This is a genomic window from Pseudoclavibacter sp. CFCC 11306, from assembly GCF_008831235.1.
In the GTDB taxonomy this organism is placed as follows: Bacteria; Actinomycetota; Actinomycetes; order Actinomycetales; family Microbacteriaceae; genus Pseudoclavibacter_A.
In genome coordinates, this window is the sequence record NZ_WBKF01000001.1 from 999,482 (window position 1) to 1,016,559 (window position 17,078).

Genomic DNA, 17,078 nt, shown 5'->3' on the forward strand with positions numbered 1-17,078 from the left:
GACGGTTCGATTCCCTGTACTCATCCCCGTTCGCCTGGCCCGTCAGCATGATCGTGGGCGACGTCAGGTGCGGATGCGAGATCGTCGTCACCTGCGTGTGCGGTCTGTCCGGGGCCGTCACCGATACCGGTGTGGGCTGTGCCTGCAAGGTAACCGGAGACCTCGCGCAGACGCTGCTTCTCGCTCCAGCCGAGCTGTGCGGCCATCAGCCGGGAGACCTGATCGACCGCAGCAGCACCACGATCGGGGTACTCGATGCTGAGGCGGGTGCGGCGTTCCATCACGTCGTCAAGGTGCAGCGCCCCCTCGTTCGTCACCGCATAGACGACCTCGGCCTGCAGGTACCCGGGAGCACCCTCAAGCTCGTCCGAGAGCTCGGGTTCGACACCGATGAGCTCGAGCACGTCGTAGAGCAGCGTGCCGTACCGGTTGATCAGCCGGTTGACCCGCCACATGGGCCAGCCGTGAATGCGCGAGATCTCGGCCCGCTTCGCAGTGATCGCATCGAGTCCGCGAGCGCCGAGCAGTGGAGTCTGCTTCGTTCGTGACGGCTTCTTGCGCGCCTTGCTCGGCCCGAGCGCGAAGTTCACCGCGTCTTCGGCCATCACACGATAGGTGGTCAGCTTGCCACCCGCGATCACGGTGAGTCCCGGCGCCGGCGAGGCCACCGTATGCTCGCGCGAGACCTTGGTCGACGCGGTTCCGGCTTTGGTGCCTGGCTGCAGCAGCGGTCGCAGACCTGCATATGTGCCAATGACATCCTCGCGAGAGATCGGATCGACGAGCAGCTCGTTGACATGACCGATCAGATAGGCGATGTCGTCTTCGGTGGCGACCGGACTCGCATAGTCACCGGTGTACGGGGTGTCGGTCGTGCCGATGATCCAGCGGTCCTTCCACGGAATCACGAAGAGCACGCTCTTCTCAGTCTGCGAGATGATGCCGGCGTGCCCCGGAATGCGTTCGCGCGGCACGACGATGTGCACGCCCTTCGAGGCGAGCACTTTGAGCCCGCCGCTGGTGCCGCTCAACGCCTCGGTCTGCTCGGTCCAGACGCCGGTGGCGTTGATCACGTTCTTCGCGCGCACGCTGAAGGTCTGGCCGCTCTCGCGATCGAGCACTTCGGCGCCACGCACGCGATCGAACTCGTCAGTGGTCAGTGCGGTGACCTGGACCCGATTGATGGCCCGCGCCCCGAAGTGCGCAGCGGTGCGCACCAGCGTCGAGACCAGTCTGGCGTCGTCGATGCGGGCGTCAAAATAGCGGATGCCACCGGCGAGCTGGGTCTCGTCCAGTCCGGGGAACAGATCGTGCAGACCGCGTCTCGTGAGGTGCCTGTGGCCGGGCACGGCAGGGGTGCCGCCCAGCCAGGCCATGCTGTCGTAGAGGGTGATGCCGCTGCCTACGTAGGCACGCTCGGTGACCGCTTTGTGCAGCGGATAGATGAACGGCACCGGCACCGACAGATGCGGAGCGATGACACGCAGCAGCAGATTTCGTTCGAGAATCGCCTCGTGCACCAGCGCGAAGTCGAGCATCTCAAGATAGCGAAGCCCGCCGTGCAGCAGTTTGCTCGACCAGCTCGACGTGCCCGATGCCCAGTCGTCCGCCTCGACGATGCCGACTTTCAGCCCACGCGTCGCAGCATCCAACGCAATGCCCGCACCGGTGACGCCTCCCCCGATCACGAGCACGTCCAGAGTCGAGTCGCTGACGGTCTCGATTGCCTGCTGCCTGGTCTGCGCGTTCAGGATGCTGCTCACCGTGCTCCCCTCATCGTACGGCCGCCGCTGCGACCGGCTCGGTGCTGCCGAGTTGGAGTGGTTGGCGGCACCCTCTCCAGTCTAGGGTCCCCCCGTCACGCTTGTGATGATTGCGGTGTCAGCCATGACCGAGCTCATCTCTTCGAGCATGCCGTCCGTCGCGGTGTTCTGATCGGCCATTGCATCGGCTACGAGGGCAGCCGAACAGGCGCAGTCACCGTCGAGTAGAGACGGCCTCCGGTCGCCCGGTCGAAGAGATGCACCCGATTGGGCTTCGGCACGACTCTGACGATGTCGCCGGGCATCGGGTGCTCACGCCCGTCGACCCTCGCGACGACCGTCGTCTTCGGCTGGTCGATGGGGTGTCCGAAGAGGTATCCGTCAGCCCCCAATTCCTCGACCATGTCCACCTTCAGTTTCAGCCCTTCCCCCGGGGTGTCGCTCAGATACAGATCCTCAGGACGCACACCGAATGTGACCGTCGGCCCGGCCCCGATGAGAATCTCGGATGGCACGTCGAGATGTCGTGTGCCGAGACGCACCCCGGATTCATCGACGACGCCTTCTAACAGATTCATGGATGGAGAACCGAGAAAGCCGGCCACGAACTCGTTCGCCGGCGTCTCGTAGAGCTCTCGCGGTGTGCCCACCTGCTGCAGATCGCCGTCTTTCAGCACGGCTATGCGATCACCCATGGTCAGTGCCTCGGTCTGGTCGTGTGTCACGTAGACGGTCGTGACGTTCAGCCGCCGCTGCAGCTGAGCGATCTGCGTTCTGGTCTGCACGCGCAGTTTTGCGTCGAGATTCGACAGCGGCTCATCCATCAAGAACACCTTCGGCTCGCGCACGACGGCGCGCCCCATAGCGACTCGTTGACGCTGCCCGCCTGAAAGCGCCTTCGGCCGACGGTCGAGGTAGGGCTCGAGGTCGAGAAGCCGGGCGGCCTCGCGCACTCTGCGCTCGCGCTCCTGCTTCGGCACTTTCGCCATCTTCAGTGCGAACCCCATGTTCTCGGCCACCGTCATGTGCGGGTAGAGCGCATAGTTCTGAAAGACCATCGCGATGTCTCGGTCGCGTGGGGAAAGCGTGGTGATGTCTCGTCCGTCAATCAGGATCTTGCCCTCTGACACTTCTTCGAGCCCGGCCAGCATACGCAGCGTCGTGGATTTGCCACATCCTGACGGCCCGACCAGCACGAGAAACTCGCCGTCGTCGATCTCGAGGTCAAGATGGTTGAGGGCGGGATGATCCTGCCCGGGGTAGACGCGAGTGGTGGATTTGAAGGTGACTGTGGCCATGAGTTTTCTCCTCGTCGTTCGTGTGCACCGGGCTCAGCCCTGGAGCAGCCCCTGCAGATCGTCCTTTGCCGTCGCCATGGCGGCAGATGCGCTCTTGGCCCCCGACAGCGCGGCTTCGACCTCTTCGTTGAGACGGGTCTGCGCCGCACTGGCACTCGGGAATGCCCACAGCGGGTTTCTTCTCGCATGAGGCAGTGTCTCTTGGTTCCATCGCTGGTAGAACGCGCTCTGTGCGATCCACGGCTGCTGCGTGGCGTTCTCAAGCGCCGGAGGCTGTCCCGAGACCTCGAAGGCGGTCTGCAGCGCGCCGTCGTCCGTCGACAGGAACTCTGCCAATTGACTGCTGGCCTTGCCTGTGTCGAAGAGGACGACCGGCTGACTCCACGAGAGCGAATCCCCACCTGGGCGTGCGACCGGCACCATCTTGTCTGCGATGCCCGAATCTGGCGACTGCTTGGGAATCACACCGATCGCCTGCGGCGCGTCGTCGTAGATCGCAGCCTTGCCCTGAGCGAACAGGGTTCTCGTCTCTTCTCGCAGCGTGCCGGCCTGGATGAGCCCTTCGTCCAAGAGCTGCTTCCAGAAGTCGAGAGCTTTCACCGATCCGTCATCGCCGAGCGTGACCTGATCGCCATCCACGATCGACGATCCGAAGGCCCACATCCACGGGATGATGTCTTTCACCTGTTTGACGTTCGTGCACGGTGCATAGGGCACGATCGATGAGTCGGCACGCTTGATGGCACGGAGTGCATCGAGAAAGCCTTCGGGCGTCGTCAACGCGTTCGGGTCGACGCCGGCCTCTTTCAGCACCTCGCTGTTGCCGACCAGTCCGATGGCCGAGTACGCCCATGGCATGCCGTAGCGGGTTCCCTTGTAGACACCGCTGTCGTTGACCGCCGACGAGTACTTCGAGCTGTCGAAGATGCCGTCTACCGACTGCAGCACCCCTGCCGTCGCGAGCGTGGAGAGCCATTCCTCGTCGATATGGGCAACACCGGTGATGTCGCGGTTACGGGCCTTGAGCACGATTTGGTCCATGTACTGCTGGTATGGGTATGTGTTGGTCGAGACCGTGACCGATTTCGACTGCCCGAAGGAGTCGAGCAGCTGCTTGATCTGCGGCCCCTGTTTGTCGTCGCCCAGGATCCACGAGGTGAACTGGGTCTCGGTGTCCGAGCCAGCGGCTGAGGATCCTCCTGAGCTGCAGCCGGTGAGGGTCATCATGCCTGCAGTGGCGGCGCCGAGACCGATCAGGCCAAGCAGGCTGCGCCGGCTGAGGGGCATCTGCAGTGGTGACGCGGGCGTCTGGTTGAGGTGTGAGCTATTCATCGTGAACTCCTTTGTTCAGTCGAGATATCAGCGGTCAGGTCTGAGAGTGGATCTCGTCGTTCGGCAGCTGCGAGCGAGGCGCCGGATCACTTGATGGATCCCGCGAGCGCTCCGCTCACGAACTGTTTCTGGAAGACGAGGAAGATGGCGATCACCGGAAGAGAGCTGATCAGAGAGGCAGCCATCATCTGCCCGTACTGGCTCTGGAACTCTCCGAGGTAGGTCAAGGTCAGACCGGCAGGAAGCGTCTGTTTCGTGGTGTCCACCAGGGTGAGGGCGTAGACCAAGTCATTCCAGGCTCGGATGAACGCGAACATGCACACGGCGATCATCGAGGTCTTGACCACGGGAAAGATCACTGAGTTCATGATTCGCCATTCGCTGGCGCCGTCGATTCGCCCTGCTTCGATGAGTTCGTCTGGCACGGCGTCGAAGGCGTTCTTCATCATGAGCACCGACAGCGGCAGTGTGAACGTGGTGTACGAAATGATCAAGGCCGGGTACGTGTTCAGCAGCCCGAACTTCGCCATGGTCGTGTACAGCGTGAGCAGCAGCAGCACTTCGGGCACCATCTGGGCGAGCAGCAGGGTGTACATCGCCGTGGATCGCCCGCGGTATCGAAACTTCGAGAACGAGTACCCGGCCAGGAACCCCACCGCGAGACTGATCACCGAGGTCGTGATCGACACGAAGAGCCCGTTGCCGATGAATCTCAGTAGGTTCGGGTCGGTGAGCACTGCGGTGAAGTTCTCCAGCGTCCACGTGCGATAGGCCCCCAGCGGATCACGGAAGATGCTCTCTTCAGAGGTGAATGCGGTGATGACCATCCAGATCACGGGGATGAATGCGAACACCGCAAGAAGGGCAACAGTCGCATAGCCGACCCAAGGCCTGCGGCGCAGTCTGCGGGGGCTTCGTTCTGCCTTCCGATCCACGAATTCGCGAGCGTATCCGCCTGATCGGCTCTGCTCTGCATCTAGCGCGTCGGCAAGTGTCGTATCGCTCATCGTGCTGCCCTCTCCTGTCGTACGGAGTAGATTCCGTATATCGCCGCAAGCACACCCATGATCAGCGTCCACACGATGCCGATCGCACCTGCCTGCCCGAGGTCGTAGTTGTTAAAGGCGGCCTTGTACAGCCCGATGGACAGCGTCGTCGTCGATCCGACCGGTCCGCCGCCAGTCATCACCCAGGGGATCTCAAAATGCTGGAGTCCCCAAATGGTCTCAAGCAACAGCGTCAGTGCCATGGCCGGCTTGATCTGCGGCAGCACCACATACCATTGTTTGCGCCAGCCTCTCGCTCCGTCGACGGCCGCCGCGTCGTGCACCTCACTGGGCACCCCCTGCATGGCAGCCATGAGCAGCACCGCCATCCACGGAAACGAATGCCAGATCTTCGCGATGATCACGCCGGCCATCGCCAGGGTGGGTGAGTTCAGCCAGTTCGTGTCTCCCGGACCGCCAAGAGTCGCGATCACCCCGTTGAGCAATCCGTAGTTCGTGTTGAAGATCCACGACCAGAGGAACGACACGACGACCCCCGGCAGCACCCACGGGATCAGAAACGATGTGCGCCAAATCCCTTTGCCCGGGATGCGGCTGTTCAGCGCCAGGGCCAAAGAGAGTGCAAGCGCAAAGGCACCAACCGATGAGATGACGACAAAGACGCCGGTATGCCAGACCATTCCCCAGAAACTCGGGGTGCCCAGCAGATTCGCGATGTTCTGAAACCCGACGAACGTCGATACGTCCGTGAGCAGGCTGCCCTTATAGAAACCGTAGACCAGTGACCGCACCATCGGGTAGCCGATCACGGCGACGAACAGCACCAAGGCTGGCGCGATCAGAATGACTGCGAACAGACGCGTCGAATTGCGTCTCGGACGCCCTTCAGGCAGGCGGGGTGCTCCGACCCCGTGCAGATCAGTCTCCAGTGTCATACTCGTCACCTCCTCGACGCACCCCGGCCGTCGTGCACGTGGGGTGCTCGTAACAGCGCACTTCGAAGAGACCGGCCGATGCGTCACCGTTCGTCGCATCGATCTCGATACGAACTCGCCGTGTGCGCACGGGGGCGAAGTCGTGCACGACTCTGGTCTGATAGTTGTCGGCGCGCTCGGCGACCGTCTGCCATCCGTCTTTTCCCTGCACGAGGATGCGATAGTCACGTGCGCACTGTGGGTCTCGATACCCGGGCGGGCAGGCGTGGTACTCGCGCAGCAGGTGACCGGGAAAGGTCAGCTGGATCTGACTGATCGTCTGGTCGTCCGGCCATTCCATTTGCAGCCACTCCGCCTGGCCACGGGGCAGCGACCGCCATTGATTCGTCGCTCGATACGGTCGTGTCACGCCGTTCTGCACGTGCGAGGCGGGGTATGCATCCTGCGCAGGGCTGACGTGGTGACTCAGAGTCGCCCCGCCGCCGAAGCGACGGTGTCTGCCGGGCGCGACTTCGTATCCGGCGACCTGACCGGGCAGCACCGCATGCGAGACGTGCCATTCGACGCCGGTGGCAGCGTCCAGATCGAGCCGCAGGTAGCCGGTTCCAGCGAGGTCGGCGGCCGTCACGTCGACGTGCCAGGGCACCCAGACACGTTCACCGGCGGGCACCCGCAGCACGCCGTCGCGCAGAGCGTCCGACGGAGTCGCGGCATAGGTCCAGATGTCTGGCACGCTGAACAGGTGAGCACCGACCTCGACCTCGTGGTCTGTGACGTTCGTCAGACACACGCTGATCTCGTCGACACCCCGGTCTCCCCCGACCGCGATCCACTGCGCCAGACGTCGTTCGAGCCGGCCGTCTTCGGGGAAGATCGGATAGTCGCGCCAGTAGTCGAGGCCGCCGAGCTCGAACTCCGACTCAGGGGCCACGCCCTCGCTCTCCAGCGTGGAGCTGGCCGTGACCTGCGCTTTCGCAGCGAGCTCGTCAGGGTCGTTGACGGCCACATGCGGCAGAAAGCATCCGTCGCGAAGCAGCGACTGCTGCACCGTTCCAATCTGTTCCTGCACCGTCTCGCCCAGAGTCGCGCTCCCCTGCGCATTGACGGCTGCGACCAGCCCGACTGCCTGTCCCATCACCGCGGTCGTACCTTGGACTCGAAGCGATCCGAGCGCCGCGTGGGTCGCGCTGATGTTGCGCCCCGCGTACATGAGGTTGTCGACGTCTTTGCTCACCAGAGCCCCGAGCGGCACTCCGAAGGGCCCCACATAACGTGACTCCTGATACGAGCTCGAATGATCGGCATGTCGCGCGCTGGTGAGCGGCTCGGCCTCTTCGCGATACAGCCCGCCGATGGAGTGCAGATCGATGTACCAGCCCCCGTATGCGACTTCGTCGTCATAGCTCGGGGCTTCGAGCAGATCGTGCTCGGTCAGCAGCCGCTGCCCGATCAGTCGCCGACTCTCACGTTTGCCGGGCACTTGGCCGATCCAGTCGAGCGCGATGTTCCTGGCCTTCGGTGACCACTCCGGGTCGTGGTTCTTGTACCAGTCCCAGATGCCCAGCACCTGCCTGGTCAGCTCATGTCTGATCTGCTCGTTGTCGTCGAGGGTGTTCCACGGCGGCCCGATCTCGATCCACCAATACCCGCTCGACAGCGTCTTCGCTATTCTTCCACCCGTGCGGAAGAAGGAATCATCACGATACTTCACCGCCCACGGCGGTGGGACGAAGTCGACGGGATGCCCGGTGTCGACGGTCTTGAAGTGCAGCGAGCTGCCCATCGTGTCGGTGCTCGCCTCGGCAGGCGCGCTCGGCTCGCCATGCTCAGACGACGCTTCTATGCCGTGCCTCCACTCCACACCTGCGAGCGCCCCCAAGGTACCGTCACCGGTGCAGTCGATGAAGGTTTTCGCCCGGATGCGGTGCACGAGTTCTGCGTTGACCGTGCGCGCGGTGATCGAGACGAGGCTGCCGTCGACGACTTCGGCATCTTCCAGCGGCGTGTTGAGGTGCAGGGTCAGCCCGGGCGTCTGCATCACGAAGTCGTAGAGGGTGAGGTCCCACACACTGTTCGTCCAGCCGTTCTCAGTGATTTTCACGTGGTTGCGCACGCGCTCTTCGATGAGGGTTTCTGCGATGATCCCCGTCTCACGTGCATACGCGTGGAAGGCTGCTGCCCCGTGAGGGGTGACGCGCACCTCTGACGACGAGTTGCCACCGAGCACGGGCCGATCGTGCACCAGCACCACAGCAGCACCATGTCTCGCTGCGCTGACGGCTGCGCTGATCCCAGCGAGACCTCCCCCGCAGACCACGACGTCGTATTGTTCTTCGACCGTTTTCACAGAGCATCCCTCAATTCATTTCGTCCGTTCAGGGTTCAGTGACATCGAGGTCTCGGGTCGTTGACTTCATCGTCACTTGAAACGTTTTAACACGGTACTTCACTGGGCAGTAGAATATGCAAATGATATTCGTCCGGCTCCGCGCGCTGAACGGGGAGAAAGGAACGCCGACGAAGGGAGGTGCACATGTCCGCTCAAGGTGATCACAGCTCCCCACGCCCCACACTGACCGAGGTCGCTCGAGTGGCTGGCGTTTCGGTGGGCCTGGCGTCGATGTGCCTCACAGGGGCTCCTGGCCCGGCGGATCGCACGCGCGCACACGTTCGAGAGGTCGCACAGAGTCTGGGATACCGCCCAGACAAAGCCGCCAGCATGCTCGCTCGCAACCGGACTCGACGAATCGGCGTCGTTTTCTCGCTGCGCCAGGCTCTGCACGCGCAGGTCGTCGAAGATCTCTACCGAGTCGCGCTGGCCCAGGGCTATGAGCTGCTGCTCAGCGCCGTCACCCAAGATCACCCCCCGCGAGCCGCGACAGAGCATCTGCTCGACAGCCGGTGTCAGGCGGTCATCCTCGTCAGCAGCCGGCCGCAGATCGATGACATCGACGTCGCCATCGGGCAGGTTCCCGTCGTTCTTCTCGGCAGCGGCACTGACCACCGTGAGGTGAGCAGCATCCGCGTCAACGGGTATTCGGGCGTCGGTCAGGCTGTGTGCTATCTGCGCTCAGCCGGCCACACCCGCATCGTCTTCGTCGATGCGCCGGAGGCGCTCGGAACCGCCGACCGTGTCATCGGCTACCAGAGCGCAATGGCAGGGATGGGGCTCGCCGATCAGGCACGAGTCGTCATCGGCGGAGAGACCTTTCAGTCAGGAGTTCAGGCAGCATCAATGCTGTCCTGTGAGCCCCGCCTGCCGACCGCAGTCATCGCCCACAATGACGAGTGCGCCGCCGGTCTCATCTTCGGCTTCAAGATTCGTGGAGTGCAGGTACCTGACGAAGTCTCAGTCATCGGCTTCGACGACAGCGGGTTCGCGTGGCAGTCCGGCCTCGTCATGACCACACTGCACCAAGATGTCGCGCAGATCGCGACACTGGCGGTCGCCGAGGCGACACGTCGTATCGACTCCGCGCTGGATCAGGCTCCACCCGTTCGGACTCTGGTCACGCCGACGCTGCGCATCCGGGACAGCAGCGCGCCGTGCGTCGACCGACTGCTGACCCCTCTCGAAAATCCGAGCGCGCAGGGACGTCTCTGACCAGGTTGGACTCACGTCGAAGCTGCCGCCCTCGACTCACGGTGCCTGCGTTGCAGCTCGCAGACTAGTCGCGATGGCCCTGGTGGCGGCGTCGATCTCGTCAGCGACGACCTCGTGCACCTCCCGCGACTTCCCCATCGGGTCGGCCACATCGAGCCAGGCGGAACCCCTCGACTCTTGAGCGGCCTGTGAACGCACAGCACCACGCAGGCGACCGGCGAGTTCTACGTGTTGTGACAGAGACCGCGGGTCTGCGTCTGCGGCATCGAGAGCACGTGAGATACGAGCGTACTCCGTGAGCGTGAAAGTCCTGCCCACCGCCGCTGGCACCAAGTCAAGAGCACGCGTGAGGTGGCGTTCCGTGAGCACGAGGATCAGGTCGGCGTCACGCAGCTGCCGTTCGCTGAGTCTGCGCGCCCGATGGGAGGTCGGGTCGAGCCCAAATCGCCGGCTCGCGATCTCGGCGACGGTGGGTTCCACTCCCTCGCCCACCATGCCATAGGTGCCTGCGCTGCCGAGTTCGACAGGCAGACCGCGCAGACGGTCGGCGAGCATCAGCTCGGCCAGCGGCGATCGACAGATATTGCCTGTGCAGACGGTCAACATGCCAAAGAGACCCGTTGCCTGTCCTCGAGTCGTATCGGCACGCTTCACGAACGGATTTCCACTTGCCAGAAACGAGCGCCGCGGGCGCTCCGGCGTTGCGTCTTCGGCCGACATGCCTCAGCGCCGGTCGTCGTTGAGCCCGAGCAGCTCATCGAAGCTGAGGTCGTTGTCAGCCGTCGCATTCGTCGGCTGAGTCTCACCCCGTCGACTCGTGACCGTGTGTTCTGCAGCCGGCTGCTCGACGATCGGGAAGGCTCGCGTGGCCGTGGCGTCAGCATGTTCGTGCCTGTTGGCCGCAGCAGAGCGTGGCGGAACGGGATCGGTCGCGCGCTGTCGAACGCCACTGCCATGTCCCTCGGCAAGGCGGCTCGGCAGCGAAGCGCGTCGATCGCCTACGTGCACAGACTCTTTCTGCGTGTAGTACTTGTGCGAATAGTATCCGTAGCCTTCGGAATCAAGGCCTTTGGTGGGCACTCGACTCAAGACGACGCCGAACACACGCGACTTCACCTGGGTGAGATGCTCCAGCGTTGTGCGCAGCTGGTCGATCGTCGTCTTGCCGGCGGCGACCGAGACGATAACGCCGTCGACTTTGCGGCTCAGCACCACGGCATCGGCGACCGGCAGCACCGGAGGGGCGTCGATGACGACGATCGCATAGCCGCTGAGCTCGCTGACCAAGTCGGTCATCGCCGAGCTGCCGAGCAGCTCGCTCGGGTTCGGCGGCACATGACCAGCCGGGAGCACATAGAGGTCCGAGTCGCTGCGCCAGCGATGCAGCACGTCTCCGATCTCGGCTTTTCCCGCGAGCACGTCGGTCAGCCCGGCGTTGCCAGGCAGTCCGAAGGTGCCTGCCACAGTCGGGCGGCGCAGGTCGCCATCGATCAGCACGACGGTCTCGCCGGCCTGGGCGAGAGCGACCGCAAGGTTGGCAGACAGCGTCGACTTGCCTTCTTCAGGCAGAGACGAAGTGACCACCAAGCTGCGCAGCGGATTGTCGACGTCGACGTACTGAATGTTCGTGCGCAGTTCGCGAAGCGCCTCACGAAAGCCGGTCGTTGCGTCGCCTTTCGTGCGACCGATGCTGGTCTCGTCAGGCAGCAGGCGCTTCTTGTTCTTCGAGAACCATGAGGTCTCGGGAAGCTTGCCGAGAATCGGGGCCGTGAACTCGCGATTGTAGATCTCGACGTTGCGAATGCGACGATCGAAGACTTCGAGAGCGATGGCGAGGGCGATGCCGACGATCAGTCCGATCAGAGCACCGAGCGCGGTGTTGAGCGCGAGCTTCGGCGAGCTCGGAGCCGATGGCGCAGTCGCCTCATCGTAGTTGACCAGCGTGGAGACCGCGTCGGTGTTGGCCGTCTCGCCGGTCTGCTTCCATGCTCCTTCGACCTTGGTGATCTCTTCTTGCAGCGCAGCGATCCAGGCGTTGGCGACATCGGCCGAGCGCTGCGGTGAGGATGCAGTGGCTGTGACTTGGACGGTGACGGTGTTGGTCGGCGCCGTGATCTTGACTGCCTTGAGCAGCCCGTCAGCGTCACCCCCGATCCTCGATGAGACTTTGTCGGCGACCGTCTGGCTCTGTCCGAGCTCGACGTACGATTTCGCACGCGACTTGGCATAGGCATCCGCATTGAAATTCGCAGACTCCTGAGACGTCGGCACAGAGATGAACCCGCTGGCGGTCGCCTCGTACTTCTTGGGCATGACCAGACTGAGCGCGATGCCGAGCACCAGCCCTAACGCGAAGAGACCGACGATCATCTTCCAATGGCGGCGAACGATACCCCAGTATTGTTGCAGTGTCACGAATCTCCCCAAAATCTGACGGACTAAAACAGTTTAGAGCTCGCTCGGCGTTCACCGGTAATCGTCACTCGATTCACTCGCATGGGCGAATCACTTAGTCGCACAGGGGAGCTCTACTCACAGCGCGCTGCGACCTCGGTCGAATTCTGCGTCGGGTGCACCTGCGGAGTGTCGAGAAGCCGAAGCGGCGCAACGTCCTGTGTTCCTTCGGCGACGAAGGTCAGTCGCACGGTCGTGCTTGTGCCGAATGCCATCTGCGTCCCGACCCGCACCGCTGGCCTCCCCAGCGTCTCACCTTGGGCCTGCACCCCTTGCTCGATGCCGCCGTCGATGACATCCATGCCTTGGAACCTGCTGTTCTGCGGCCCGAACACATAGACGTCGGTGCCGAAGCGCCCAGCTGCGCGGTTTGCTGGCGAGAGCACATAGTCGGGCAGTTTCTGCGCCTCTGCCGGCGAGATGGTCGAGGTCAGGGTGACGTCCACCGAGTAGGTCGTGGAGTTATCCGCCGAGCAGACGGTGCGTTTGGCCACGTTCGCGTTGGTCACGTGGTAGTCGATCTTCGACCCGCCATTGGTGACATCCCAGAGGTACACGCCCATCGTGGTCGCACCGTCGGGGCCACTGCCGTCTGCGGGGATGATCCCCTGCAGACCCGAGTTGTCACTCAGTGCCTTCTGGATGCCCTCGTCTGCACTCCAGAAGAGCAGCCGCCGTTCGCTGACAGACTGTCCCAGTGCGCTGACCAATGCCTTGGCATCGACCTTCTGGCGAGTCAGGGCGTCGAAGACGCTGGCAGCAGCCCCGGCGAAGTAGGCGTCTTGCATTCGCGGGTTCGGGTACTTGGCGTAGACGTCGCTGAGCACCTTCTGCACCACGTTGTCACTCGTCAGCTGCTCGCCGGTCGGCAGCGAGACCGGGCCGGTCGCGCGCAGCAGATAGCTCAGTCCGACCGGGTCGAACGTCAGCACCCCGTCGATCTGGTCACGACCGCCTGCATCGCGCCACCATCCCTGAGCCATCTTCGCCACACTCGGAAGGTCGGGGAAACCCGTCATGTCCATCTCAAACCGCGAGACGTTCGGGATGAACACGCTGTACGCACCTTCGGGCAGCTCGGCGATCGGCTCCTGTCTCGCGTTGTGGAAGTCTCCGCTGGCCTTCTGATCGGCGATGGCGAGTCGGCCTTGGTCGACTCGCAGCAGCATCAGCGAAGCAGGGTTTCCGCCCAGGCTGCGCACCTCAGCGTTGTTCTGAAAGAGCAGCAGGTAGTTCTTGGGTCCATCTGCACCAAGCAGTCCGGGCAGGTGCTGGCCGAGGTCGGCAGCCTGCTGCACCCCGGGCTGCAGGCCGTCGACCTGCTGCTTCAGCTGTGTGACGCCATCGGCCACCGGCTCCATCAGGCCATCGGTGTCGATCGTGTCAAGAGACTCTCGCGCATCGGTCAGACGCTGATCGAGCTGCGGCAGTTCGTCGACGATGACGCTGACGGTGTCGATGTCGAGAGCTCCGTCGTGCACAAGCTGATCTGGATCGAGCGACAGAATGTGCTCGGCCAGTGGCTGGGCGTCACCGAGCAGACCGGATGTCTGGTCGGCGACGACGCGCACGGCGCTGAGGTTGCCGCCGATCCACGGCAGCGTCTGAACCGTCGACCACAGCCCACCGTCGGTCGCGGCGGCTGCCGCAGCAGCGTCGCGCTGAGCAGCCAGGTAGGCCGTGTGTGCGCCCTCACGATCGCCCGACTGGTATTTGCCGGCAACACTCGACAACGAGGCTTTGGCGCTCTGCAGATGGTTGCGCGCGTCGATGGCCTGTCTGCCGATCAGAAGTGCAAGCACAGCAAGAACGGCGAGAACGACGACGACGATCGCGACGATCCAGGGCCACCGCATCCGTCGGCGTCGGCTGCCGCCGACGGTTCCAGAGCCGCCGACGCCAGAGCCGCCACGCGCTCCGGCACCGCCGGGCGCCCCTCGGCCAGCGAGATCATCACTCGACTCCAGCGACACATCCTGTCGGTCTCGAGACTGCCCCTGGTGTTCTGGAGGCAGCTGCTGTTCCTGCTGCTCTCGCCGTTCGCGTCGAGTCAGCTCACGGCCGGTGTCGGTCCCCTGTTCGTCTGCAGACATAGCTTTCACCTTATCTGTTCATGGGGTGTGGACCGCAGCGTTCTGCACTGCAGATGTGCACATGCGCAGAGCCTGGACCGGCATGCCACCGACACGCCGAGTACCATCTGTGTTGACTTTGCAGAGTCTGCAAGTTTACAGTTACTGCATTGATGCGCGCGACGCTGCCGTGATCACGCCGGCCGTCGGCACAACACTCACCCCCAACGAAGAAGGCTCCGCTATGCCCGAACTCACCCAAGAGCACACCTCTGGCGTGCTCCCGAAACGACAGATCAATCTGATCTTCGTCGCGCTGATCGTCGTGATGCTGCTGAGCTCGCTCGACCAGATGATCTTCTCGACCGCACTGCCGACGATCGTCGGCGAGCTCAACGGCGTCGAGCACATGCTCTGGGTCGCAACCGCCTACATCCTCTGTGCGACTGTGATGATGCCGGTCTACGGCAAACTCGGCGACCTCTACGGCCGCAAAGCGATCACGATCGGCGCGGTGGCCGCTTTTCTGATCGGCTCGATCGTCGGCGGCCTGGCACAGGACATGACCTGGCTGATCATCGCCCGAGGCATTCAGGGTCTCGGCGGCGGCGGCCTGATGATTCTCTCGCAGGCGATCATCGCCGATATCGTGCCGCCGAAGGATCGCGGCAAGTACATGGGCCCGATGGGTGCCGTGTTCGGCCTCTCATCGGTCGCCGGCCCGCTGCTCGGCGGCTGGTTCACCGATTCCATCGGCTGGCGCTGGGCCTTCTGGATGAACATTCCGCTTGCCGTCATCGCCATCGTCGCCCTCGCCGCACTGCTGCACCTGCCGAAACGCACGACCAGCAAAGTGCGTCTCGACGTGCTCGGCACCGTTCTGCTCGCAGTCTGGGTATCGTGCCTGGTGCTGTTCACCTCATGGGGAGGCAACACCTATGAGTGGGACTCTCCCCAGATCATCGGACTGATCGTCGCCACAGTCGTCTTCGCCGGACTGTTTCTGTGGGCTGAGGCCAAAGCAGCCGACCCGCTGCTGCCGCTCGCGCTGTTCCGCAACCGCAACTTCAACCTGACCACCGCAGCCGGCCTCGCCGTCGGCATCGCGATGTTCGGCACGCTCGGCTACATGCCGACCTATCTGCAGATCGTGCACGACACCGGCGCGACCGAGTCAGGCCTGCTCATGGTGCCCATGGTGATCGGGCTGATGCTCACAGCCATCGCCTCCGGCCAGCTCGCCAGCCGCACCTCGCACTACAAGTGGATGCCGTTGGCCAGCATGCTGCTCGTCGCAGCCTCGCTGGTGCTGCTGTCGACGCTGCACGCCGACACTTCGCTGTGGGTGCTGTGCTCGTACATCTTTCTGCTGGGCGCCGGCATCGGTTTGGGCATGCAGATTCTGGTGCTGGTCGTGCAGAACGAGTTCCCCATCACGCAGGTCGGCACCGCGACCGGTGCGAACAACTTCTTTCGCGAGATCGGCGCCACGCTCGGGTCGGCCATCGTGGGCAGTGTGTTCACTTCGAGCCTGACTCGTCTGCTGACTGAGCGCATGCCGCAGACCGGCGCAGCAGGTGGCGCGACAACCGGCATCGACTCGCTCACTCCGGCTGTGGTCAGAGATCTGCCCGCACCGATTCGCGATGTCATCGTGAACTCGTACAACGACGCGCTCACCCCGATCTTCATGTGGCTGATGCCGCTGCTGCTGATCGCCTTCGTGCTGCTGCTCTTCGTGCAGGAGCATCCGCTCGCCACCTCGGTCGACCAGTCGGGCAAGACGGCCGTCGACGGGTCTGGCGTCGCACCTGCCGACGTCGAGGCCACGCGCCGGCCAGGCGAGCCTCGTCAGCACGGGGCGCACGCAGCATCCGCTGCACCGACGCACGATCACACGCAGGTTCGTGACGATGGCTGATCAGCCCGAGGAGGCATCAGCCTCATGCGCTCATGAAGGACTGCGTCAGCGCAAGCTTCGCCAGACACGTGAGCACGTCGAGCAGGTGACGGTCGACCTCGTCGACCGCTTGGGGTACGACGAGGTCTCGGTCGAGATGATCTGCGATCACGCCGAGATCTCGCCGCGCACGTTCTACAACTACTTCGGCACCAAGGATGCTGCGATTCTCGGCTACATTCCGGCGAGCATCGATGCAGACGCGCTGCAGGAGTTCATCGCTCATACGGACGACGACATCATCGATGCGCTGCTGAGGCTGATCGCGTCAGCCGAGAACAGCCCGCTGCGGCGGTCGTCGCTGCAGGCCCAGCGCCATCGGATCCTGCATCAGCACCCCCATCTGCTGACTGAGATGGCGAGCCGCATCGAACGGCTGCAGAGCCGCCTGAACGACGCGATCGCCGAGCGGGTCGCGTACGAGCTGGGCGCCGCGACGACGGATGCCACGGTGCAGCAGCGAGCCCACCTGCTGTTCGCTGTCGTGACCGCAGTGATCAAGATCGCGCTCGTGGCCGGCCCCGAGCCGCTGACGCAGGATCTGCCGGTCAGTGAGGCCACAGTGCTCGAACGACTGCGCAGTGCTCGAAGACTCGCGGTCGAGATGCTGCAGTGACCCTGGGGCCGTGCTCTGCGCACGTCCCATGTCGGTC

At 63.6% G+C, this 17,078-nt stretch carries 12 protein-coding genes; 3 read left to right on the plus strand and 9 right to left on the minus strand.

Annotation, left to right across the window (positions count from 1 at the left end):
• Window positions 1-20: 20 nt before the first annotated feature.
• The 6 genes from F8O09_RS04380 to F8O09_RS04405 all read right to left on the minus strand — a co-directional run bounded on the left by F8O09_RS04380 (window position 21) and on the right by F8O09_RS04405 (window position 8,682).
• Window positions 21-1,763, minus strand: a complete 1,743-nt coding sequence (locus F8O09_RS04380; protein ID WP_225732866.1) for a glycerol-3-phosphate dehydrogenase/oxidase — start codon at window positions 1,761-1,763, stop codon at window positions 21-23.
• Window positions 1,764-1,951: 188 nt separating this feature from the next.
• Window positions 1,952-3,061, minus strand: coding sequence for an ABC transporter ATP-binding protein (locus F8O09_RS04385; RefSeq protein WP_158054057.1), 1,110 nt, complete (start codon window positions 3,059-3,061; stop codon window positions 1,952-1,954).
• Between the two features lie 33 nt (window positions 3,062-3,094).
• Window positions 3,095-4,393 (minus strand): ABC transporter substrate-binding protein, encoded by a 1,299-nt coding sequence (locus F8O09_RS04390; RefSeq protein WP_158054058.1) that lies wholly within the window; start codon window positions 4,391-4,393, stop codon window positions 3,095-3,097.
• An 86-nt stretch (window positions 4,394-4,479) separates the two neighbouring features.
• Window positions 4,480-5,247 carry a carbohydrate ABC transporter permease gene (locus F8O09_RS04395; protein WP_225732867.1) on the minus strand — a complete coding sequence of 256 codons (768 nt, stop codon included), beginning with the start codon at window positions 5,245-5,247 and terminating at the stop codon, window positions 4,480-4,482.
• 149 nt (window positions 5,248-5,396) lie between these two features.
• Window positions 5,397-6,224 carry a carbohydrate ABC transporter permease gene (locus F8O09_RS04400; protein ID WP_225732919.1) on the minus strand — a complete coding sequence of 276 codons (828 nt, stop codon included), beginning with the start codon at window positions 6,222-6,224 and terminating at the stop codon, window positions 5,397-5,399.
• Between the two features lie 94 nt (window positions 6,225-6,318).
• Window positions 6,319-8,682 carry an FAD-dependent oxidoreductase gene (locus F8O09_RS04405; protein WP_158054060.1) on the minus strand — a complete coding sequence of 788 codons (2,364 nt, stop codon included), beginning with the start codon at window positions 8,680-8,682 and terminating at the stop codon, window positions 6,319-6,321.
• 186 nt (window positions 8,683-8,868) lie between these two features.
• Here F8O09_RS04405 and F8O09_RS04410 point away from each other — a divergent pair, with 186 nt between their 5' ends.
• Complete coding sequence (locus F8O09_RS04410; protein WP_158054061.1) at window positions 8,869-9,939, plus strand: LacI family DNA-binding transcriptional regulator; 1,071 nt, start codon at window positions 8,869-8,871, stop codon at window positions 9,937-9,939.
• A 36-nt stretch (window positions 9,940-9,975) separates the two neighbouring features.
• Here the strand turns inward: F8O09_RS04410 and F8O09_RS04415 are convergent, their stop codons facing one another.
• The 3 genes from F8O09_RS04415 to F8O09_RS04425 all read right to left on the minus strand — a co-directional run bounded on the left by F8O09_RS04415 (window position 9,976) and on the right by F8O09_RS04425 (window position 14,486).
• Complete coding sequence (locus tag F8O09_RS04415) at window positions 9,976-10,545, minus strand: hypothetical protein (protein WP_192497553.1); 570 nt, start codon at window positions 10,543-10,545, stop codon at window positions 9,976-9,978.
• A gap of 117 nt (window positions 10,546-10,662) precedes the next feature.
• A complete protein-coding gene (locus F8O09_RS04420; RefSeq protein ID WP_158054063.1) occupies window positions 10,663-12,354 on the minus strand; it encodes a polysaccharide biosynthesis tyrosine autokinase in 1,692 nt (563 codons plus the stop codon).
• 113 nt (window positions 12,355-12,467) lie between these two features.
• Entirely contained in the window at window positions 12,468-14,486 is a 2,019-nt protein-coding gene (locus F8O09_RS04425; protein ID WP_158054064.1) for a DUF4012 domain-containing protein, read from the minus strand.
• A 223-nt stretch (window positions 14,487-14,709) separates the two neighbouring features.
• Here F8O09_RS04425 and F8O09_RS04430 point away from each other — a divergent pair, with 223 nt between their 5' ends.
• A complete protein-coding gene (locus F8O09_RS04430; protein WP_225732868.1) occupies window positions 14,710-16,386 on the plus strand; it encodes an MDR family MFS transporter in 1,677 nt (558 codons plus the stop codon).
• Window positions 16,379-17,041 (plus strand): TetR/AcrR family transcriptional regulator, encoded by a 663-nt coding sequence (locus F8O09_RS04435; RefSeq protein ID WP_158054065.1) that lies wholly within the window; start codon window positions 16,379-16,381, stop codon window positions 17,039-17,041. Before F8O09_RS04430 ends, F8O09_RS04435 begins: the two co-directional genes overlap by 8 nt.
• The last annotated feature ends 37 nt before the right edge of the window (window positions 17,042-17,078 follow it).

Bases quoted from the DNA above. Each gene is read 5' to 3' on its own strand.
- F8O09_RS04385 (WP_158054057.1), bottom strand. From the start codon at position 3,061: ATGGCCACAGTCACCTTCAAATCCACCACTCGCGTCTACCCCGGGCAG.
- F8O09_RS04390 (WP_158054058.1), bottom strand. From the start codon at position 4,393: ATGAATAGCTCACACCTCAACCAGACGCCCGCGTCACCACTGCAGATG.
- F8O09_RS04410 (WP_158054061.1), top strand. From the start codon at position 8,869: ATGTCCGCTCAAGGTGATCACAGCTCCCCACGCCCCACACTGACCGAG.
- F8O09_RS04415 (WP_192497553.1), bottom strand. From the start codon at position 10,545: ATGTTGACCGTCTGCACAGGCAATATCTGTCGATCGCCGCTGGCCGAG.
- F8O09_RS04425 (WP_158054064.1), bottom strand. From the start codon at position 14,486: ATGTCTGCAGACGAACAGGGGACCGACACCGGCCGTGAGCTGACTCGA.
- F8O09_RS04430 (WP_225732868.1), top strand. From the start codon at position 14,710: ATGCCCGAACTCACCCAAGAGCACACCTCTGGCGTGCTCCCGAAACGA.
- F8O09_RS04435 (WP_158054065.1), top strand. From the start codon at position 16,379: ATGGCTGATCAGCCCGAGGAGGCATCAGCCTCATGCGCTCATGAAGGA.